Here is a 19,424-nt window from a genome sequence, read left to right as displayed (position 1 = left end):
GAAACAGATGCGGCAAGGTTGGAGATGGTTTGGGCCTGAGGCTCCCGTCACCCTGGACGATGTACGCCAGACGGGCGCGACGAACATCGTTTCCTCGCTGCATCAGGTTCCAATCGGCCGCACCTGGACGGAAAGCGAAGTCAGTGAACGCAAGGCCATGATCGAAAACACGCCGCCCGGCCGCTCGTCCCTCACTTGGTCTGTCGTCGAGAGCATTCCGATCCCCGATGCAGTCAAGCGCAAGGGCGGCCAGGCCAAGGCCGAAATAGAGGCTTGGATTGCAAGCCTCGAAGCCGTCGCCGCCTGCGGGATCCCGATCATCTGCTACAACTTCATGCCCGTAGTCGACTGGACGCGCACCGAGCTCGACTACGAGATACCAACGGGCGCGACCGCCATGCGCTTCGATCACGAGCGCTTTGCCGCCTTCGACCTTTTCGTGCTGCAGCGTCAGGGCGCCGAAAAGGAATATTCAGCGGACGACCTGAAACGCGCCCGTGAAGTCTACGAGGCTATGCCGGAAGCCGAGATCGCCGAGATCACCCGCATCATAACCTCGGCGCTGCCCGGCTCGACAACCGAGCCTTTGACCATTCCCGGCTTCCGCGAAAAGCTTGCCGCCTATGCCGGCATCGACGCCGAAAAGCTCCGCCAGCACCTCATCGAATTCCTTCAGGCCGTCACACCGGCCGCCGAAGCGCGCGGCGTCAAGCTGACGCTCCATCCGGACGATCCGCCGCGTTCGCTCTTCGGCCTGCCGCGCATCGCCTCGACGGCAGACGACTACGCTGCCCTTTTTGAGGCCGTACCATCACAGGCAAACGGCATGTGCTACTGCACCGGCAGCCTCGGCGTGCGTGCCGACAACGACCTGCCGGCAATCGCCCGGCGCTTTGCCTCGCGCATCTACTTCGCGCATCTGCGCGCCACCAAGCGTGAAGGCGACGGCCGCTCCTTCCATGAAAGCGCGCATCTGGAAGGTGATGTCGATATGGTGGCGGTTCTCAAGGAACTCGTGGCCGAGGACCGCAAGCGCAGCCCGAAAGACGAAATCGTGTTCCGCTCCGACCATGGTCACCGCATGCTGGATGATCTGAACAAGACCGTCACGCCAGGCTATCCCGCGATCGGCCGCATGCGCGGACTGGCGGAACTGCGCGGCATCCTGCACGCGCTCGGTGCCAAACCATCCTGATCGTGAGAGAGCCCTCCAGGCCCGCATTCCGATTTTCGCAGGTTGCTTTTCCTCGTTTTGTCTCACCGGAATTTCGGCTCGATGAAAGCGGGGATTTTTGCGGGCCATATAGCTCTTACGGATCGAATCCGGCACAAATGCTATGGCTGGCGTGGGCGCTCTTGGTGTCGTGCTGCGCCATTTTGGATTCAGACCAAACGAAAACCGCCATCGATTGACCACCGCACTCTCTATTGTACCATCATAGGGGGTTGATTTTTAAACCTCAGCGCATTAATTGACCCATTAAAGGGGATTAAATATGCGCCTGACGCTTCAAGTTCATGACAATGGCAAATGGCGTGGGGCCGCAACCCTACAACTGCAAGACGAAGGATCTGGCTATACGGGCGCCTCGATCATTGACTACGATCTTGATTACTTTGTTGAGGCAGCTTCTGTCGATTTTGCCAATGGAAAGGCTGTTTGCGACCATCGCGCCCTATCCGTCCGCTATCCCGTAGACCTTGAAAACCGATACAGTCGCCACTGGCCACCCTTCCTGTTGGATCTAATGCCACAAGGACATGCGCGCCGGAAACTTGCCGAACACCTTGAGCTGAACGAAGCTTCGCGCGAAGCCGATCTTCCCCTCCTGCTCCGGGCGGCGACCGGAGGGATTGGCAATATCCGCATCAAAGAAGCGGCTGATGCCGAAGCGCCTCGTCTACGCGAGGTTCAACGCCAGGGCGTGACCGAGAACGACATTCTCGAGCGTACCGATCACTTCATGGAAGTTGCAGACCGTTTCGGCATGTTGGCTTCGGGGTCAAGCGGGCTTCAAGGAGAGTGGCCGAAGGTGTCGATGACCCAGGCGAGTGACGGGCTTTATTACCCAGACGGTTTTGTCGCAGATGACGAGGCAGTGCGTCATGTCATTGTAAAACTTGTCCGCAGCACGGAGCCCGCGGATCGCCTCATTCTCGAAGGCGAAGCACTCTACTCCCGGATCGCGGTGGAAATCGGCCTGAACGTGAAGGAAACCTCGACATACGCCGAAGGCGTGCTGATCATACCCCGGTTTGATCGGCAACGTGGCAATCATGGCCAAGTCGTGCGCCTTGGGCAGGAAAGCCTTGTGTCGGCAATCGGCGTTGCCGATTTCGGCCATATCGGCACGCATGAGGCCTATATCGACGTCCTGAAACAATTCTCGTCTGATCCCTTTGCCGACATCGCTGAGTATGTAAGACGTGACGTCGCAAATCTGGCGCTCGGCAATCCCGACAATCACGGACGAAACTCGGCGCTGAGCAAGTATCCTGATGGAAGCATTCGGCTCTCGCCACTCTTTGATTTCGCCCCCATGCGACTGGCAAAGGAAGGAATCATCCGGTCTACGCGATGGGCGTGCATGCGCGACCGTGGCCGCGATCATTTGCCGGATTGGAAGACAATCTGTGCAGAGCTTCTTGATGACCCTGATGACCAGATGCGCCTTCTTTGCGAGCTACGTGAGTTTGCAGAGCGCCTGAAACAAGTGCCTCGGATGGCACGAAAATTGGACGCACCCTCGGAAATCCTCGATCGGGCGATGGCGCGATGCGCTGAGATTGCCGACGGCGTTTTGGCAACGAGTTCATGATGCCGGCGAGGAACTGATCATATGGCTCGATGGAAGAAGCCGAGCAAAGAGGAAGTCCGAGAACTGCGCCAAATCTTGGCGGAGCGCGCGCGCCATGGCGCGCTGCGCCTGCCTGGCGCGGTGCTCGAAATCCGCAAGAGCTTCGGCATGACGCAGGAGGAGTTCGCTAAGACGCTCGGGCTTACCCGCCGGCAGGTTGCCGAAATCGAGACCGGCACGGGGAACCCGACTCTAGAGACGCTAGAGAAGATTGGCAGGCTATTCGGCTTTTCTGTTGGATTTGTACCGAAAACGCCGCGCGACGATGAGCCAGGATCACCGCTGGCGTAAAGCCTCTCAGGCGCCAGCTGTTGGCGCACCGACTGTCTGCCACATTGGCAGCCGCTCATGTGGGTCCTGCCCGGACAGGAGAGCCAATCGGATCCCTGCCGAAAGTCTCGAGAAGGTGGGCGTTGAACCCAGAGGCATTGACCATCCGGCTAGCGCGATTTTCCATCATCCGCCTGCATGCCTTCAGGCGCAAACCGTCCCCTTTCGTCCGCTTCCATCAACTCGTTACTGACGTTGCGGATGTGGCGCGCCATCGCCTTGTAGGCGGCGTCGGGATTGCGCAGACGCAGAGCTGTCAGGATCGCATGGTGATCGCCGATCCAGAGCGGGCGCACGCTTGGCGCATGGATATGCTCATGCAGTTTTTTCCACATCAGCGACTCGTCGCGCTGAACCCAAAGCGCCTCGACGATGGAAACGATGATGGCATTTCCGGTCATGCGCGCAATCGTCACATGGAAATCGCGGTCGCCCTTTTCGTTGTTTAAGGTGACGTCGGTCTCATGCTCCATCTGAGCGATACAGTCCTCGAGCACGGCAATATCGTAATTCGTCGCGCGTTCGGCCGCCATGGCGGCAGCGCTCGCCTCAACTGCAAGCCGGGCTTCCAGAAGCTCGAACGGGCCGGGGCCGGCATCCGCACTGATCTTGTCAAAATTGACCTGATTACCGCGGACCGGCAAAACGACGATGCCGGCCCTGCCCTTGACTTCCACCATGCCGCGCATCTCCAGCGCAATAACCGCCTCGCGCACGACCGGGCGGCTAACTTCGAGTTCTTCGGCAAGCTCGCGTTCGGAAGGCATGCGCCAGTCTGGGTTCTTGGCGTTTGCCTCGATCATGCGCGCAATCCGGCGTGCGACGATCTGATAAAGCCGCTGCTCCCCCTGAAGCCGAAGCGTTGGTACGGCTGCCCCCATGATACCTCCTTGCGGCGCCACCCTAAAGACGGGTGACGCATGTCTGTTTGGCGCTCAGGCGCTGGCGGCCATACGCCGCTCTTCGTCCGGAAGCCACGAGTGATAAAGCGGATGCTCGGCGGTAATCGGCAGCGGCGTCGGCTTGCCGGTGCGCTGCGAATGATAGGCAGCCGTGACCAGTTCCAGCGAATTGCGCGCGTCCTGCAGCGTTACCGGCGGCTCCTTGTCTTCAATGATCGCCTGGTGGAACAGCTCGAACTGGCGGGTATAGCCGTCTTCCTTCACTTCGTAGCCGGCAAGCACCTCGTCGACACGCTTCTGGTGCTCCTCGGTGCCTGCGATGAAGCTCCACGGATCACGACCCATCGTATAAGGTTCGAGAATGCTTTCGGCGACGAGATCATGGAAGCAGAAGCGCAGACGCGAGATCTCCTTGCGTGAGCCGAGCGTCATGGAAAGTGCCGCCAGCGATCCGTTCTGCATCTTGACGGAAAGCGCCATCGTATCTTCGACTTCGATCTTGTTTACTAGCGTCGCGCCATAGGCAAAGACTTCGGCGCAGGCGCCATGCACATAGTTCAGCATGTCGTGCGCATGGATCGCGTGGCCAAGCAGGCCGCCGCCGAGCTCGCTCTTCCACTTTCCGCGCCAGGGAACTTCGTAGTAGGCAGGACCACGCCACCAATGGGTCTCGATCGTCGTCAGGAAGGGACGCCCGGTCAGACCAAGTTCGATCAGCAGCTTCAGCTTCTGAAGACCGGAGCCGTAGCGATACTGGAAGATCGGCATGAGTTTCTTGCCGCCGGAACGCGCGACAATGCGGCTCATCTCGTCGACATCGGCAATCGAGCCGAAGAGCGGCTTTTCGCAAATCACATGTTTTCCCGACTCGATGCCCTTCTTGCAGAGTTCGAAATGCGAATCCGGCGGCGTCGAAATATCGATGATGTCGAGATCGTTGCGGGCAAAGAGGTCGTCGACATTCTGGGTATACTCGCCAATGCCATGCTTTTCGCAAAGCTCGCGGCCGCGTTCTTCGTCCAGCGAGCAGAGCACCGGCACGTCGAAGAGGTCCTTGTTCCAGTCGTAACCGATCAGATGGCGCGAAGCGATGCCCGCACCGATGACGCCAACGCGCAATTTCTTCGTCATGATATCTCCTCCTATCGTCCGCCGAGCTGGGAAGCCTTGGCCTGCGCCTCAAGAGAAAGGCGGCAGACCTCGTAGACGTGCGCCTGCGTCATCGCCGTTTCCGTGCGATCGCGCACGTCGGCGGTGAATGCTTCAAAATAGTCGAGCTTCTCGCTGCTGCAGTCGATGTAGGTATTTTCCTCGCCGTTGACGAGGAACAGATGATCCTTGCCGGGGCGGCCGGAAATATCGATGTATTTGCGAAGCTCGATATAGCCTTTGGTGCCGAGAATCGTCAGACGTCCGTCACCCCAGGTCGGCAGCGCCTCGGGCGTAAACCAGTCGACGCGGACATAGCCAGACGCCTTGTCGGAGCGAAGCAATACCTCGCCGAAGTCCTGGAATTCCGGTTTCTCCGGCATGCCGAAGTTGCCGATCGCGCTTGCGACGACTTCGCCGCTCGTCGAGCCGGTATAGAAGAGAAACTGGTCGATCTGATGCGAGGCGATGTCTACGATGATGCCACCAAAGGCTTCGGGATCGAAAAACCAGTCGGGCCGCGTCGGAAGCTGCAGCCGGTGCGGTCCCATGCCGAGCGTCTGGATGACCTGGCCGATTGCGCCTTGCTTGACGAGTTTGGCTGCTTTGACCGCCGAGCGAACGCAATGGCGCTCCGAAAAGCAGATCGAGAAGATCTTGCCTGTCTCGGCGACGGCCTTCTTGACCTCCTCCAACTGCTCGATCGTCGTGACGCCCGGCTTGTCCGTCATCACGTCCTTGCCGGCCCTCATGGCACGGATCGCAAGACCGGCGCGATCGCGCGGAATGGCGGAGATGCAGATGACGTCGATGGACGGATCGGCGAAAATCGTCTCGCGGTCGATCTGCGGCGCATCCGGATATGTCTTCTTGAAATTTTCGATGAGCGCCGGAACAGAGGTCTTCGGGCAATAGCCAACGAATTCTCCACCCGCCGCTAGCAATCCCTTCACATGATCAAACGTGTGCGAATGGTCGATTCCGACAACGGCAAATCTCAGCATTTTAATATCGTCCTCCTGCAAAAGCCGTGGGAGCTGCGGCTTCTCGTCTCCTCATCATTGGTCAAACCAGACACTCAAAGCTCGAACCTGTCAAGAATGTTTTTGGAACGGGAACTGCGGCAAACCGGCCACATTGGCGCGGGTTTTTGGCAAAATTCTTTCGGCTTGCCGGTTGACAATCTGGTAAGTCCAGACATGTTTATGGCAGATCGCCACCCCGGGCGGGAGGCCCGTCGCGATCACTGGAGGATTTGCATATGAAACGCACCCGCATCGGCTTGTGGGCGGCCTCGACGCTGCTTGCAGCCACGGCGCTGACGGGTATTGCCCAGGCGCAGGAGCTCACCGTTTTTTGCGACGATATCGGCTTCGGCTGCCTGACCATGGATCCGGTCGTCAAACGATACGAATCCGAAAATCCAGGCGTCAAGGTCAAGCTCGAAACCGTTCCCTATCAGTCGCTCGTCGAAAGCCTGCCGGTGCAGCTCGAATCCGGCGAAGGCCCCGATGCGGCGATCATCACCGACCTCGGCGGCCTCAGCCGTTACTATCTCGACCTGACGCCTTATGTGAACGCGGCGAATTTCGAGAAGGAATACAGCCAGACCCTGCAATGGCTGCGTGGCTCCAATCCGACCAGCAAGGCGATCAACGGCATGCCGACGACGCTCACCGTCAACGGCGCCTATGTCAATCTCACCTTGTTCGAGCAGGCGGGCGTTCCGGTTCCCAAGGAGGGCGCAACCTGGGCCGAATGGGCCGAAGCGACACGCAAGGTGGCCAAGGCCACCAACACCGAATACGCCATGGAGATGGACCGCTCTGGCCACCGCTTTGCAAGCCTTGCCATCAGCTACGGCGCCGAACTGGTCGATGACCAGGGCAAACCGGTTATCGACAAGGGGCTGAAGGACGCCGTCGAACAGTTCGTGGCCTGGCACAAGGACGGAACAATGCCGATGGACCTTTGGGGAGCGGTCGGCGGCGCAACGCATCGTGAACTCTTCTCAGATTTCCTGAATGCCAAGACCGTGCTTTACTTCGGCGGTTCCTGGACGCTCAGCCAAATGGACAAGGAAGTCGGGGACCTCTTCGACTGGCAGGTGGCACCTGCGCCCTGCGGGCCCTCATCGTGCACCGTCATGCCGGGCGGCGGAGCGCTCGTCGGTTTCAAGCATACCAAGCAGCCCGAAGCGGTCGGCAAGCTGATCGACTATATCGCCCAGTCGAAGAACAACGCCGAAATCGTCTCGGCGGCCGTCGAGATTCCGGCGGCAAAATCGCTGATCGAAAATGGCGTGACCTATCCGGGCGCCTCTCAGCGTACGCAGCAATCGCTTTCGACCTTCATCGCCCAGATCCCGAAAATGGCGCCGGCCGCCTATCGTTTCCAGGGCTGGCGCTATCAGCGCGCCATGATGAACGCGCTGACGACGCGCATCAGCCAGGTCCTGAACGACGAATTGGAGGTCGATGCAGCACTTGACCGTGTCAAGCAGGATGTCGAGCTCGCCATCAAGGCGGCCGGCCAATAGGCAGGCTGATCCGGAAGGAGAGAGGCATGGCCACAAGGGCTCGACTTGCGACGGTTGCCGGCGGCGTCATCCTCCTGCCGGCAAGGCTCGCCGAGCCTTTGATGACGGGCCTGCAAAAGATCCTGGGCATCCGGCGCATGCCGTGGGTCTTTCTGCTGCCGAACCTCCTCGCCGTTTTGTTCTTCTCGCTCCTTCCGGTCGCAATCAACGTCTTCTATTCGGTCACCGGCAGCGATCGCCTTTATCCGAGCGAGCGACCCTTCATCGGTTCAGTCAATTACGAAACGCTGTTCGACTGCACCAACTACCTCGATGCATCCACCTGCTCGAGCGATCTCTTCTGGCGGGCGCTCGGCAATAGTCTCGTCTTCGTGCCGATCCAGGTGATCTGCATGATCGGCGTCGCGCTGCTTGCCGCTGTCTGCCTCAATCGCGAGATCCGCGGCCGCGGCTTCTTTCGCGCCGTCTTCTTCTTTCCCGTCATGCTTTCGCCTGTCGTCGTGGCGTTGACCTGGCAGTGGATCCTGCAGCGCAACGGCGCGTTGAACGGCATTCTAACCTGGCTCGGACTTTCGCCCGTCAACTGGCTGGTATTTCCAAATACCGCCTTCTTCTGGTCGGTCTTCGTCACCGTCTGGGCGCATATGGGCTTTTACACGATCATTCTGCTTGCCGGTCTGCAGTCGATCCCGCGCGATGTCTACGAAGCTGCCAAGATGGACTCCGCCACCAACTGGCGGGTCTTCACGCGCATCACGCTGCCGCTTCTAAAGCCCGTCCTGCTCGTCGTCTTCGTCCTCTGCGTCATTCGCTCTGTCCAGACCTTCGATGAACTCTACGTGCTGACAGGCGGCGGCCCTGGATCTGCGACGATGCTGATCGTCCAGTATATCTACGAGGTCGGTTTCGCCGTGCAGCCTCGCAATTTCGGTCTCGCGGCCGCGGCCTCGCTGCTGCTCGGCGTCGTGCTCTTGATCTTCACCGGGCTCCAACTGCGCCTGTCGAGGAATTCGCAACATGGCTGACGTTGCCCTGTCCAAATCCGGAGCTCCCATGCGCGGTCTGCTCTTTGCCCGGCGCGGGCGCAACAGGCTCGACGTTGCCGATTGGCTCACCTATGGCTTCCTCGTCCTTGGATTGCTCATCATGTTCACGCCGGTTGCCTGGGTGGTCCTGTCTTCTTTCAAGACGCAAGCCAATTTGCAGGAATTTCCCCCGAGCATTCTGCCCTATTCCAGCGAAACAGCCGTGGTTGAAGGTTTCGACCAGCCGCTGCCGCTCTTTGACGTAACCTTGAAGGACGGCACGAAGGCGCGGCTTGCGCAGATCCGCCGTGTCGGCAGGAATGCGCAGATGATCAATCCGCACAACCCTGGCGCCGGCCGTGTCACCGTTGCCGTGACCGATGCCGTCCCCGTCCGCAAGGTGCGCCTTGCGACCGAGAACTACACCAACCTGGTCGCAAGTTCCGGCCAGGCGATGGGCCGCTATGTCTATAACAGCTTTTTCATCACCACTGTTGCGACCATTATCACGCTGGTGATGAATTCCATGGCAGCCTTTGCGCTTTCTAAATACCGTTTCGCAGGCAGCAGCGTCGCCTTGATTTCGATCCTGTCGACGCTGATGATCCCGGCAACCGTGGTTCTCGTGCCGACTTACCTCATCGTTGCCGAGCTCGGCCTTGTCGGAAATCTCTGGGGTGTCATCCTGCCGACCGTCGCGACGCCGACCGGCGTCTTTCTGCTACGCCAATACATGCTGACAATCCCTGACGAACTGATCGAAGCAGCGCGCATGGATCATGCGAGCGAGTGGCGCATCTTCTGGAGGATCGTCCTGCCGCTTTCCAGCCCGGCGCTTGCCGTTGTGGCGATCTTCTCGATCCTGTCGCGCTGGAACGACTTCCTGCTGCCCTTGATCGTCCTCAATCGCCGCGAAGTCTATACGCTGCAGCTGGCGCTCAACTCTTTCCAGAGCGAGTTCGAGGTCCGTTACGATCTGATGCTCGCCATGACGACCCTGACGGCGCTGCCGCTTGCCTGCGCCTTCATCTTTCTGCAGCGCTACATCACCACCGGCATCGCATCCACAGGCATCAAGTGAGTTTCGTTCATGGCAAACCTCGTACTTGAAAATGTCAACAAATCCTTCGGCACGCTGCAGGTGATCCCCGATATCAATCTCGATATCAAGGATGGCGAATTCGTCGTCTTCGTCGGCCCGTCCGGCTGCGGAAAGTCGACGCTGCTTAGGATGATTGCCGGGCTCGAAGAGGCAACGGGCGGCGACATCCGCATTAACGGCGAAAGCGTCATCGACACGCCGGCCGCTAATCGCGGCGTCGCCATGGTCTTCCAGTCCTACGCTCTTTATCCCCACATGACTGTTCGCCAGAACCTGAGCTTCGGACTTGAGAATATCCGGATGCCGAAAGACGAGATCGACCGCCGCGTTGATGCAGCCGGCAAGCTTTTGCAGATCGACACGCTGCTCGACCGGCGCCCCCGCCAGCTGTCCGGCGGTCAGCGACAGCGCGTCGCAATCGGTCGCGCCATCACCCGCGATCCGAAGATATTCCTCTTCGACGAGCCGCTTTCCAACCTCGATGCGGAGCTGCGCGTGCTGATGCGCGTCGAGATCACCAAGCTGCACGAGCGGCTCGGCAATACGATGATCTATGTGACGCATGACCAGATCGAGGCGATGACGATGGCAGATAAGATCGTTGTTCTTCGCAAGGGCGTCATCGAGCAGGTCGGTGCGCCGCTTGATCTTTACAATCGCCCGCACAACACTTTCGTTGCCGGCTTCATCGGCTCACCGCGCATGAACCTCATCGAAGGGACAATCGGCACTTCGACCGACGGGAGGCTCGCCTTCGAGGGCGCCGGATTGCCGCCGTTGGAATTGCCCCTTGAAGCCGGGCTTGCAGCCGGACGCAAAGCAACACTCGGTGTGCGGCCCGAAGATTTCCTGGTCGGTGAAAGCGGCTGGCCAGCCGAGGTCGCCGTTGCCGAACAGCACGGCGCCAACAGTTACCTGCATTGCACCCTTCCAAACGGCGAGCCCATCCTGGTGCACCAGCAGGGCCAGAGCCAGGTCGCGCGCGGCGATGTCCTCAACATCGCGCCCCGTTCGGGCCATTGGCATCTGTTCGACGAAACGGGCCTGCGGATCAAAACCCACTGACCTGCCGGGGCAATCCTTCGACTGAACGCTCAATGTCCGTCCGGCGGAACGACATCCGGCGTGATCGTGTCCCTGAGGTTTTTCCGGTGGAAGATGAAAAGCCCTGCAAAGACGATGATCGCCGCGCCGATGAGGATCTGCATATCGGGTACGTCATCGAAAAAGATCATGCCAAGCACGATCGCCCATATGAGCAGCGTGTATTGCAGCGGCGCCAGCAGCGATGCCGGGGCAAGCTTCAGCGATCGGGTAATCAGCAGGTGGGCGCAGGTGGCGACGACGCCCAGAAGCAGCATGCCTGAGTAGTCGAGAAGTGTCGCCTGACGCCAATGGCCGATACTGAGAATGATCCCGGCAATGAGGGCAGCGATCGTCTGCCAGGTGACGAGCGTGGTGTCGCTTGTCGCGCGCAAGGAGCGGTTCATCACCAGCGTGAGTGCGAAGGCGAGACTGCCCGTCAGACCGAAAAGAGATGGCAAGGACAGCATCGCAGACGATGGACGCAGCGCTACGACGACACCGGCAAAGCCGATGAAAACCGCAAGCCAGCGGCGCCAGCCGATCTTCTCGCCGAGGAAAAAGTGCGATAGCGCGGCGACATAGATAGGCCCCGCCATATAGAAGGTCATGACATCGGCCAGCGGCAGATAGGCGACGGCCGCATAAAACAGGCTGACATCGCAGGTCGTCATGACCACGCGCATCACCTGCTGCCCCTTTTGCTCGACATTGAAGAGCTGCCGCGTCCCTTGCCGGATGATCATCGGACCGAGCACGATGAAGGCGCCGAGCGAGCGGATTACCAGCACCTGGCCGACGGCGAAACTCGCAACCAGCCATTTGCCCATCGCATCGTTGAGCGCAAAGAGGAAATCGCCGAGCAGCATCAACAAGACGCCCGTCAAGATCAGGTTCGAACTGACGGCAACGGCACTGCGCTTCATCCTGACATTCCTTGATACGACACCGCGAGGCAGCCGAGTGCGGCTTCCGCTTTAACAGCACCGATGTCAAGGTCAGGTGAAGCTTAAAGCGTGTCAGCGGCGTGATTCAAGCGCCATGCGAACGGCAAGTCCTCCAAGGACGGTTGCCATCAGCATGCGCTGGGCCCGCATCCAGGCCGGCCGTTCGCCGAGAAAAAGCGCGATCGAGCCGGCAGAAAGGGCGATGAGTGCGTTGACGCTGACGCTGATCGCGATCTGCGTAAAGCCGAACGCGATCGATTGCAGAAAGACGCTGCCGACCTGCGGGTTCACGAATTGCGGCAGCAGTGAGAGATAAAGGATGGCGATCTTCGGGTTGAGCAAGCTGGTGGCGAAGCCCATGGCGAAGAGCTTGCGATTGGTATCGCGCGGAAGGTCACGAACGTGAAAGACCGAGCGGCCGCCGGGCCTGAATGCATTCCAGGCAAGCCAGGCAAGATAGGCGGCGCCTGCCAGCCGAAGCGCATCATAAGCAATTGGCGCGGCGAAGACCAAGGCCGTAATCCCGAGCGCTGCCGACAGCATGTAGACGACGAAACCGAGTGCCACACCGCCAAGCGAGATCAATCCGGCCGCCGGTCCCTGGCATATCGAGCGTGATACGAGATAGATCATGTTCGGCCCGGGCGTCAGAACCATGCCGAGAGCGATAAGGGCAAAGGCAAGCAGACTTGCAAGTTCGGGCATAACTTCTCTCCGGCTCGATCGCCAACTGATGAAGGAGCCCCCGGCACGCCGCAAGGGTGGAATTGTAGGGATGACAATTTAAAGCCGCAGCAACTTCGGCCCACGGCACAGCCGTTGTCAGTGCGAACTTTTCATGGACCGGATCAAGCGCAAGCTGCGCCGGGCCGCGGTTGCGGCGGCACCGAGAAGCACGATCCAAAGCCCCAGCCAAAGGGCATGGTTATAAAGATCCCAGTAAGGTTCGCCGATCGAAATGACAGCAGCCATGGTGACGATTGCCATGCGGTGCTGCTTGGCCATCGGGCCTGAAAAATCGCTGCCGTGGCCCGTCGCCCGGCCAAGCTCGCGCACATAGGCAGTCAGCACTGCGAATGCTGCCGCCGCCCAGCCAAGGCCGGGATGGCCAATACCGAGACCGATGCCGGCAAAAATCAGCATGTCGGCGGCGCGATCTGGAAATTCATTCCAGAACGGACCGTCGGCTTCTGCCTTGCCCCCTTCGACCGCAACCATGCCGTCAAACAGATTGCAGAGAAGCCTCACCTGGCAAAAAATTGCCGCAAGAGCGAGAAGGACCATGCGCGAATAGCCGGCGTCGCGTCCGGCGACGAAGAACAGGAGACCGGCGATGAAGGCAGCGGCGATGCTTGCCTGCGATATCTGGTTCGGTGTGACGGATCTCGCCGCGATCTTCTGCGCGATCGCCTTTGCCCACCATCTGTTCCGGCTGTTCAGCGGCCGGCGATCTTCAGTGTCAGTCATCACTTACCTTCCCCGGTCAAAAGAGAATAGTTGTAAATCGCCGCATAGCTGGTGGAGACGGCAAGCGGCACCGCAACGGTCCTTAGTATTTCGGGTGTTGCGGCGAGTGCGTGGATGGCGATGAGAATGCTTGCAGAACCGAGGCAGGCGATGAGAGGCGGCGCAATGAATGCGGCAGAGCCTTTGAAGCGCTTCGAAAATGCTTCGACCGCCGATTTCAAGAACAGGGTGAGGCAAGCAGACAGCGCGCCCTGAACGACGCCTGCAAGCAGCATGCGCGGCAAAGGATGGACGCGATTGGCAAACAGCGCCCAGCCTCCCATGGCGAGAAAGGCGAAAGTCACATGAACGGTGCTGCTGCGTCCAAGCCGTCCGACCCAACCACTCATGTCAGCGACCACCAGTAGCGGACAAGATGAAAGAAGATCGGCGCCGAAAAGACCACGGAATCAAGCCGGTCGATCAGTCCGCCGTGACCCTCGATGAGATTGCCCCAATCCTTGACACCCCGGTCGCGCTTGATAGCCGACATCACCAGACCGCCGAAGAAGCCCATCAGCGTGATGACCAGCGAGAGCAGGCCCGCCTGCAAAAGCGTAAACGGTGTGATCCACCAGAGCGACGCCCCGATCAAAGTCGCACTGACGATGCCGCCCGCAAAGCCCTCAACGGTTTTCGACGGCGAGAGTTTCGGGGCGATCTTCGTTCGCCCGAAAAGCTTGCCCCAGACATACTGCAAGACGTCGCTGAGCTGCACGACGATGACCAGAAATGCGATGAGAAGTACGTTGCGGTCCTCATAGCCGGGAATGTTCAACGTCAGCAGCGCTGGCACGTGCGAAGCGCAGAAGACGCAGATCATCAAGGCCCATTGCACTTCGGCAATGCGGATGAGGAACCGCTCCGTGTCGCCCCGGAGCACGGAAATGATCGGCATCAGCAAAAACGCGTAAACCGGTACAAAGATCGAATAGATCCCGTATTCTTCAGCCCACAGCAAATAATACTGAATGGGAAGCACCACGAAGAAGGCCGAGGCAAGCGCCCAGTGATCAGCCCGCTTCGTGTTTGTCAGCGTGATGAATTCTCGAAGTGCCGCAAAGGAGCAGAAGGCAAAAAGAATGATGACACCGGCACGACCCGCCAGAAACGCGACGCCGATGAAGATCACCATGATCCACCAGGCCTTGATGCGGGCGTTCAGGTTCTCGACGGCGCTGTTGGAGCCATCCGGCGAAAGACGCCGGTGCAGGACATAGCCAACCAGTGAGGCGAAGATCAGCACGGCGAAAATGCCGAGCACGAGCGTAATAAGATCGGACCGCGCGTCGTTCATTCGCTGCCGCCTGAATGTTTTGGAGAAAGGGAAATCAAGGCGGCTCTTGCCCTTGCCAGGAAGTCGTCCTTGGTCTCGCCGGGTTCAACCCGTATCGGGCCGCCGAAGGTGACCGTGCAGATCAGTGGAATTGGCACGATCTCGCCTTTCGGCATGACGCGATTGAGATTGTTGATCCAGACCGGCACGAGATCGATCCCCGGGCGCATTGCAGCCAGATGGAAGAGGCCGCTCTTGAAGGGCAGAAGCGGCTCGTCGGTCTGGTTGCGCGTGCCCTCTGGAAACACGATCAGCGACGAGCCGGCATCGATTGCCGCCGCCATCTGCTCGACCGGATCCTGCGTGCGCCTTTCACGGTCGCGCTCGATCAGCACGGCGTTGAAGACTTCGCGGCCAATGAAGGTAGTAAGCGGCGATCTCAGCCAGTAGTCTGCCCCGGCCACAGGCCTTGCCTGTCCGCGCAGACGCGGCGGCAGCACCGCCCAGATCAGAATGAAATCGCCATGGCTCGAATGGTTGGCAAAATAGACGCAGCGCCGGGGCGGCAAACCGTCATTCGCCCAGATCGCCCGCACAGCCGTGATTGCGCGGGCAAACAGCACGATAGCGATCGCGACAGGCTTTGCGATCAGGCTTTGCATCTGCTTCATCGACGCCCAATTCCCGCATTCAGGATTGCAGGAACGTAGCTGCGTTTTGGACAAATCGGAAGACGGTTGGAAAGCCGGATAAAGATTTCCACATGCAGCGGGCAGATTAAGCCGTCCGCTCCTCGCCTTCTACAGGTTCAGGCGAGAGGAGGATCTTGTCGACGCGGCGGCCGTCAAGGTCGATGACCTCGAAGCGCCAGCCATCCTTCACGAAGCTTTCGCCGAGGTCCGGCAGGTGTTTCAACTCTTCCAGCACAAGGCCGGCGACGGTCTGGAATTCAATGTCATCCGCCAGTTTGAAATTCATGAATTCGGCGAACTCGTCGATCGGCGTCCAGCCTGAAACAAGATAGGAACCGTCGCCGCGGCGAACGATTGCCTGTTCGTCAGCAGGTCCCTCCTGCAGTGCGCCCATGATCGCTTCCATGATGTCGCCGGAAGAGACAATGCCTTCGAAGTGGCCGTATTCGTCGTAGACAAGCACCATGTGGACCGGTGATCTGCGGATGGCCTGAATGACATGCGTTGCCGTCGAAAGATCCGAGATCACCGGAACTTCATGGGCAAGCGAGAGGATGTCTGCATGGCCATGCGCGTCGAGCGCATCGTAAAAGTCCTTCACGAAGAGCACGCCAAGCACCTCGTCAGAACTGTTGCGGCGCACAGGCAGACGCGAGCGGTGCGTTCGGTGCAGCTGCTTGCGAATGTCTTCGATGCTGTCTTCGATATCGACGACTTCGACGTCGCGGCGGGGAGTCATCAAGGCTCTCGCCGTCCGGTCGGCAAGGCGCATGACGCCGGATATCATCGCCGATTCCTCGCTCTCGATCACGCCGGCACTCTGCGCCTCGGCGAGCACCGTCTTGATCTCCTCGTCGGTCACCCCATCGCTGCCTTTTCCGGACTGACCAAGAAGCGTAAGCACAAGCTTGCCGGACGCGTCGAGGAGCCAGACGAGCGGCAAGGCAAGCTTGGAAAGCAGGGCCATGGCCGGAGCAACCTTGCTCGCGACCACTTCAGGTTCGCGAAGCGCGATCTGCTTCGGCACCAGTTCGCCGATGATGAGCGATAGATAGGTAATGGCAACGACCACCGTGCCGACGCCAAGCGCATCGGAAAGGGCGGGGGAAACGCCCTGTGCGCTCAGCCAGGCCGAAAGACGGCCGCCCAGCGTGGCGCCCGAAAAGGCACCCGAGAGAACGCCGACGAGTGTAATCCCGATCTGAACGGTTGAGAGAAAGCGGCCGGGATGTTCGGCAAGTTTGATGGCCTGGGCAGCTCCCCGGCTCCCATGATCGGCCAGGACCCTCAGACGGGCGGGACGTGATGAAACGACGGCAAGTTCGGACATTGCGAGCACACCGTTCAAGATAGTGAGCAGCACAACGATTATGATTTCCAGAAACAAAAGAAGCCTATGATATTGACAGCGATGCCTCAAAATAGGGGCAAAGCGCCAACAATGAAAGCAAGGCCTGCACCTTGCTTCGGCTATTTTTGCTCGGCGCTTCTGTATGGGTTGTTGGCTGGCCCCGTCACTGTGCCGAAGCCGGTGAGACCCGCCATATCGTGTTGCCGACGTCATCGGCAACAAGCAGGGCACCCTTGATGTCGATTGCGACGCCCACAGGTCGGCCAAAGGCCTTGTCGTCCGCCCCGATGAAGCCCGTCAAGACATCGCGCGGCGGGCCGGAGGGCTTGCCATCGGTGAAAGGCACGAAGATCACCTTGTAGCCGCTGCGCGGCTTGCGGTTCCAGGAGCCGTGCTGGCCGACGAAGGCACCGCCGACATAATCCGGACCAAACAGATTGCTCGTGTTGAAGGTCAGGCCGAGCGAGGCGGTATGAGGACCAAGGGCATAATCGGGGACGATGGCGCTCGCAACCATTTCAGGGTTTTGCGGCCTTGCCCGACTATCGATATGCTGGCCGAAATAGCTGTAGGGCCAGCCATAAAAGCCACCTTCCTTCACCGAGGTCATGTAGTCGGGAACGAGATCGCTGCCGAGCTCGTCGCGTTCGTTAACTGCCACCCAAAGTGCGCCCGACCGCGGCTGCCAGGCAAGACCATTTGGATTGCGCAAGCCGCTTGCGAAGACGCGAACAGCCTTTGTGGCAAGATCGATTTCGAGGATCGCGGCACGGTTTTTTTCCGCATCCATGCCGTTTTCCCCGACATTGCTGTTGGAGCCCACAGTGGCATAGAGCTTGGTGCCGTCTAAGCTCACGATCACGTCCTTCGTCCAGTGCCGATTGATCGGGCCAGCTGGTAGATCGGCAATTTTCGCGCCCGGCGTGGTGATCACCGTTTCACCTTCCTTATAGGGAAAAGCCATGACCGCATCGGTATTGGCGACGTAGAGCCTATCCTTGGAATATGCCATGCCGAAGGGAGATTTGAGATCTTTCAGCAAGACGGTGCGCATCTCGGCTGCACCGTCCCTGTCGGCATCGCGCAGCAATGTGATGCGGTTTGCACTTTTGACCTCGGCGCCGGCCCGGCTCATGACGAGACCTTCGAACCAGCCGCGGATGCTGAACCCGGCGTCTTCACCTTTTGGCGGCTTGTTGCTTTCGGCAACAAGGACATCACCGTTCGGCAAGACATGGATCCAGCGCGGGTGGTCGAGGCCCCTTGCAAAGGCTTTGACCTTCAGCCCCTCTGCGGCTTTTGGTGTGGCTCCTTCCGGCCAGCTCGCCGCTTCCGCAACATTGACTGTCGGGATCAGCGTCGGGTTCGGCGCGGGCAGCGTCGGTGAGGGACCGTAGCCCTGTTCGATCGGGACGGTGGCGGACTCACGCTCAAAGACGAATATCCACCCGCCTGCAACAAGGATGAGAAGAAGGACGACAATGATGATCTTCTTCATGGATGATCTTTCATGCAAGACCGTGCTAACGGTTTGACCGCTATAGGTGTCACCGCCCCTGATAAATTCGAATGATGGAGCAAACGCCCCAAGGTTCAAGATTTCAACGGCGCAGCTTTTGTTTCTCAATCCCCATCTTCCACGTGTTGAAAGTGTGACAAGATCACATACGAGCGACACGACATGAGCGAGCGCTCAGTGTGCTGAGTCTTGAGGCATGTGCGCAAAGAGACTGCCTGATACTTCAGGCCCGGACGGCCCGCATTGTACGATTGCGGACCTATGAAGTTTATCGGGAACCTCACAGAGTGCGAGGGCATTAATTCCTCCGTAGAAGGAGGACGCCATGCCCACAGTCTCCGTTGCACAACCTTGCAGCGCTCAGGCAGAAATTGTCTCGCTTCTTCCAGCTCTCAAAGCCTTTGCGAGGCGTTTCGAGCGTGTTGAAAGCGACGCCGACGATCTTGTTCAAGAGACGGTCTCCAAGGCGCTTTGTCATATCGCACAGTTCCAGGACGGCACGAGCCTGAAGTCATGGCTCTTTACGATCATGCGCAACACGTATTGCAGCAGCTACAAGCGCCGCAAGCGCGAACCGGTCGGTTGCGTCGGCGACCTGACCGGCTATCAGTTACCGGTCAAGTCGACGCAGGAATGGTCGCTGAGAGCTCTTGACGTGCAGGCTGCGATCGACAAGCTCGGAGCATCGCACCGCCATGCACTGCTGCTCGTGGTCAACGGGACAAGCTACGAAGAAGCGGCTGCGATCTGCGACTGCCAAGTGGGCACCATCAAGAGCCGGGTGAGCCGCGCTCGCAACCATCTTCTGGAAATGCTCGGCGAGACGCAATCTTCCGAAGCAGCCTCGTTACACTAGGTGCGCCGCAATGAGCCGCCAGGACAGGAACGAATGGATCGCCAAGAGGGCCTATGCACTTTGGGAAGCGTCCGGGCGCCAACATGGCCTGGATGGCGAGCATTGGGCACAGGCCGTGCGGGAGCGAGACGAGCTCGAGCGCACGCAGGCTTCGGCCGACGGGCGCGAGGTGCTTGTCCGGTTCAGACCAAGACCACCGGCCGCCACGTCACCGAAATCCATCGGGCACCCGCCGGCGATCGCCAACGGCTGAAGAATGATGCAGGCCTGCAGTCTGCACCCCTTGCGA

Annotated in this window: 20 protein-coding genes; 9 read left to right on the top strand and 11 right to left on the bottom strand. The window is 59.5% G+C overall.

What is annotated here, in order from left to right:
• Nucleotides 1-7 precede the first annotated feature (7 nt).
• The 3 genes from uxuA (at nt 8) to BLP23_RS28910 (ending at nt 3,149) form a co-directional block, all read left to right on the top strand.
• Nucleotides 8-1,195, top strand: a complete 1,188-nt coding sequence (gene uxuA, locus BLP23_RS28920) for a mannonate dehydratase (protein ID WP_092588162.1) — start codon at nt 8-10, stop codon at nt 1,193-1,195.
• A gap of 301 nt (nt 1,196-1,496) precedes the next feature.
• The gene (locus BLP23_RS28915; RefSeq protein ID WP_092588161.1) at nt 1,497-2,819 is read left to right on the top strand and encodes a type II toxin-antitoxin system HipA family toxin; all 1,323 of its coding nucleotides are present in this window, start codon (nt 1,497-1,499) and stop codon (nt 2,817-2,819) included.
• A gap of 21 nt (nt 2,820-2,840) precedes the next feature.
• On the top strand, nt 2,841-3,149 hold the full coding sequence (locus BLP23_RS28910) for a helix-turn-helix transcriptional regulator (RefSeq protein ID WP_022713018.1): 309 nt from the start codon (nt 2,841-2,843) through the stop codon (nt 3,147-3,149).
• A 149-nt stretch (nt 3,150-3,298) separates the two neighbouring features.
• Here the strand turns inward: BLP23_RS28910 and BLP23_RS28905 are convergent, their stop codons facing one another.
• From BLP23_RS28905 to BLP23_RS28895, 3 genes are read right to left on the bottom strand one after another with little or no spacing between them, the layout of a single operon-like run.
• Complete coding sequence (locus tag BLP23_RS28905) at nt 3,299-4,069, bottom strand: FadR/GntR family transcriptional regulator (protein WP_092588160.1); 771 nt, start codon at nt 4,067-4,069, stop codon at nt 3,299-3,301.
• A 54-nt stretch (nt 4,070-4,123) separates the two neighbouring features.
• Nucleotides 4,124-5,221 carry a Gfo/Idh/MocA family protein gene (locus BLP23_RS28900; protein ID WP_092588159.1) on the bottom strand — a complete coding sequence of 366 codons (1,098 nt, stop codon included), beginning with the start codon at nt 5,219-5,221 and terminating at the stop codon, nt 4,124-4,126.
• 11 nt (nt 5,222-5,232) lie between these two features.
• Nucleotides 5,233-6,243 carry a Gfo/Idh/MocA family protein gene (locus BLP23_RS28895; protein WP_092588158.1) on the bottom strand — a complete coding sequence of 337 codons (1,011 nt, stop codon included), beginning with the start codon at nt 6,241-6,243 and terminating at the stop codon, nt 5,233-5,235.
• Between the two features lie 257 nt (nt 6,244-6,500).
• On the opposite strand from BLP23_RS28895, the gene BLP23_RS28890 reads away from it, so the two are divergent.
• From BLP23_RS28890 to BLP23_RS28875, 4 genes are all read left to right on the top strand, one after another.
• A complete protein-coding gene (locus tag BLP23_RS28890; protein WP_092588157.1) occupies nt 6,501-7,778 on the top strand; it encodes an ABC transporter substrate-binding protein in 1,278 nt (425 codons plus the stop codon).
• Nucleotides 7,779-7,879: 101 nt separating this feature from the next.
• Nucleotides 7,880-8,803 carry a carbohydrate ABC transporter permease gene (locus tag BLP23_RS28885; protein ID WP_092588209.1) on the top strand — a complete coding sequence of 308 codons (924 nt, stop codon included), beginning with the start codon at nt 7,880-7,882 and terminating at the stop codon, nt 8,801-8,803.
• Nucleotides 8,796-9,884, top strand: a complete 1,089-nt coding sequence (locus BLP23_RS28880; protein ID WP_092588156.1) for a carbohydrate ABC transporter permease — start codon at nt 8,796-8,798, stop codon at nt 9,882-9,884. The genes BLP23_RS28885 and BLP23_RS28880 overlap by 8 nt, the downstream gene beginning before the upstream one ends.
• 9 nt (nt 9,885-9,893) lie before the next feature.
• On the top strand, nt 9,894-10,970 hold the full coding sequence (locus BLP23_RS28875) for an ABC transporter ATP-binding protein (RefSeq protein ID WP_092588155.1): 1,077 nt from the start codon (nt 9,894-9,896) through the stop codon (nt 10,968-10,970).
• A 29-nt stretch (nt 10,971-10,999) separates the two neighbouring features.
• On the opposite strand, the gene BLP23_RS28870 is transcribed toward BLP23_RS28875, so the two are convergent.
• From BLP23_RS28870 to BLP23_RS28835, 8 genes are all read right to left on the bottom strand, one after another.
• Nucleotides 11,000-11,914, bottom strand: a complete 915-nt coding sequence (locus BLP23_RS28870; protein WP_092588154.1) for a DMT family transporter — start codon at nt 11,912-11,914, stop codon at nt 11,000-11,002.
• A 93-nt stretch (nt 11,915-12,007) separates the two neighbouring features.
• Nucleotides 12,008-12,640 (bottom strand): LysE family translocator, encoded by a 633-nt coding sequence (locus BLP23_RS28865; protein ID WP_092588153.1) that lies wholly within the window; start codon nt 12,638-12,640, stop codon nt 12,008-12,010.
• Nucleotides 12,641-12,757: 117 nt separating this feature from the next.
• Nucleotides 12,758-13,402: a CDP-alcohol phosphatidyltransferase family protein gene (locus BLP23_RS28860; RefSeq protein WP_092588152.1), complete on the bottom strand. Its 645-nt coding sequence runs from the start codon at nt 13,400-13,402 to the stop codon at nt 12,758-12,760.
• Nucleotides 13,402-13,791: a hypothetical protein gene (locus tag BLP23_RS28855; protein WP_092588151.1), complete on the bottom strand. Its 390-nt coding sequence runs from the start codon at nt 13,789-13,791 to the stop codon at nt 13,402-13,404. The genes BLP23_RS28860 and BLP23_RS28855 overlap by 1 nt, the downstream gene beginning before the upstream one ends.
• A complete protein-coding gene (locus tag BLP23_RS28850) occupies nt 13,788-14,738 on the bottom strand; it encodes a phosphatidate cytidylyltransferase (RefSeq protein ID WP_092588150.1) in 951 nt (316 codons plus the stop codon). The genes BLP23_RS28855 and BLP23_RS28850 overlap by 4 nt, the downstream gene beginning before the upstream one ends.
• Nucleotides 14,735-15,379 carry a lysophospholipid acyltransferase family protein gene (locus tag BLP23_RS28845; RefSeq protein ID WP_092588208.1) on the bottom strand — a complete coding sequence of 215 codons (645 nt, stop codon included), beginning with the start codon at nt 15,377-15,379 and terminating at the stop codon, nt 14,735-14,737. Before BLP23_RS28845 ends, BLP23_RS28850 begins: the two co-directional genes overlap by 4 nt.
• 115 nt (nt 15,380-15,494) lie before the next feature.
• Complete coding sequence (locus tag BLP23_RS28840) at nt 15,495-16,796, bottom strand: hemolysin family protein (protein WP_092588149.1); 1,302 nt, start codon at nt 16,794-16,796, stop codon at nt 15,495-15,497.
• 127 nt (nt 16,797-16,923) lie between these two features.
• Entirely contained in the window at nt 16,924-18,258 is a 1,335-nt protein-coding gene (locus BLP23_RS28835; RefSeq protein ID WP_092588148.1) for a PQQ-dependent sugar dehydrogenase, read from the bottom strand.
• A gap of 346 nt (nt 18,259-18,604) precedes the next feature.
• On the opposite strand from BLP23_RS28835, the gene BLP23_RS28830 reads away from it, so the two are divergent.
• Both BLP23_RS28830 and BLP23_RS28825 read left to right on the top strand, forming a co-directional pair.
• Entirely contained in the window at nt 18,605-19,135 is a 531-nt protein-coding gene (locus BLP23_RS28830; RefSeq protein WP_092588147.1) for a sigma-70 family RNA polymerase sigma factor, read from the top strand.
• A 10-nt stretch (nt 19,136-19,145) separates the two neighbouring features.
• Nucleotides 19,146-19,388 carry a DUF2934 domain-containing protein gene (locus BLP23_RS28825; protein WP_092588146.1) on the top strand — a complete coding sequence of 81 codons (243 nt, stop codon included), beginning with the start codon at nt 19,146-19,148 and terminating at the stop codon, nt 19,386-19,388.
• Nucleotides 19,389-19,424 lie beyond the last annotated feature (36 nt).

The sequence above is a fragment of the Rhizobium mongolense subsp. loessense genome (genome assembly GCF_900099775.1).
In the GTDB taxonomy this organism is placed as follows: domain Bacteria; phylum Pseudomonadota; class Alphaproteobacteria; order Rhizobiales; family Rhizobiaceae; genus Rhizobium; species Rhizobium loessense.
Note: the sequence above shows the minus strand (reverse complement) of the source record. Positions and strands in the feature narration are given on the sequence as shown.

Bases quoted from the DNA above. Each gene is read 5' to 3' on its own strand.
- uxuA (WP_092588162.1), top strand. From the start codon at position 8: ATGCGGCAAGGTTGGAGATGGTTTGGGCCTGAGGCTCCCGTCACCCTG.
- BLP23_RS28915 (WP_092588161.1), top strand. From the start codon at position 1,497: ATGCGCCTGACGCTTCAAGTTCATGACAATGGCAAATGGCGTGGGGCC.
- BLP23_RS28910 (WP_022713018.1), top strand. From the start codon at position 2,841: ATGGCTCGATGGAAGAAGCCGAGCAAAGAGGAAGTCCGAGAACTGCGC.
- BLP23_RS28905 (WP_092588160.1), bottom strand. From the start codon at position 4,069: ATGGGGGCAGCCGTACCAACGCTTCGGCTTCAGGGGGAGCAGCGGCTT.
- BLP23_RS28900 (WP_092588159.1), bottom strand. From the start codon at position 5,221: ATGACGAAGAAATTGCGCGTTGGCGTCATCGGTGCGGGCATCGCTTCG.
- BLP23_RS28895 (WP_092588158.1), bottom strand. From the start codon at position 6,243: ATGCTGAGATTTGCCGTTGTCGGAATCGACCATTCGCACACGTTTGAT.
- BLP23_RS28890 (WP_092588157.1), top strand. From the start codon at position 6,501: ATGAAACGCACCCGCATCGGCTTGTGGGCGGCCTCGACGCTGCTTGCA.
- BLP23_RS28885 (WP_092588209.1), top strand. From the start codon at position 7,880: ATGACGGGCCTGCAAAAGATCCTGGGCATCCGGCGCATGCCGTGGGTC.
- BLP23_RS28880 (WP_092588156.1), top strand. From the start codon at position 8,796: ATGGCTGACGTTGCCCTGTCCAAATCCGGAGCTCCCATGCGCGGTCTG.
- BLP23_RS28875 (WP_092588155.1), top strand. From the start codon at position 9,894: ATGGCAAACCTCGTACTTGAAAATGTCAACAAATCCTTCGGCACGCTG.
- BLP23_RS28870 (WP_092588154.1), bottom strand. From the start codon at position 11,914: ATGAAGCGCAGTGCCGTTGCCGTCAGTTCGAACCTGATCTTGACGGGC.
- BLP23_RS28865 (WP_092588153.1), bottom strand. From the start codon at position 12,640: ATGCCCGAACTTGCAAGTCTGCTTGCCTTTGCCCTTATCGCTCTCGGC.
- BLP23_RS28860 (WP_092588152.1), bottom strand. From the start codon at position 13,402: ATGACTGACACTGAAGATCGCCGGCCGCTGAACAGCCGGAACAGATGG.
- BLP23_RS28855 (WP_092588151.1), bottom strand. From the start codon at position 13,791: ATGAGTGGTTGGGTCGGACGGCTTGGACGCAGCAGCACCGTTCATGTG.
- BLP23_RS28850 (WP_092588150.1), bottom strand. From the start codon at position 14,738: ATGAACGACGCGCGGTCCGATCTTATTACGCTCGTGCTCGGCATTTTC.
- BLP23_RS28845 (WP_092588208.1), bottom strand. From the start codon at position 15,379: ATGCAAAGCCTGATCGCAAAGCCTGTCGCGATCGCTATCGTGCTGTTT.
- BLP23_RS28835 (WP_092588148.1), bottom strand. From the start codon at position 18,258: ATGAAGAAGATCATCATTGTCGTCCTTCTTCTCATCCTTGTTGCAGGC.
- BLP23_RS28830 (WP_092588147.1), top strand. From the start codon at position 18,605: ATGCCCACAGTCTCCGTTGCACAACCTTGCAGCGCTCAGGCAGAAATT.
- BLP23_RS28825 (WP_092588146.1), top strand. From the start codon at position 19,146: ATGAGCCGCCAGGACAGGAACGAATGGATCGCCAAGAGGGCCTATGCA.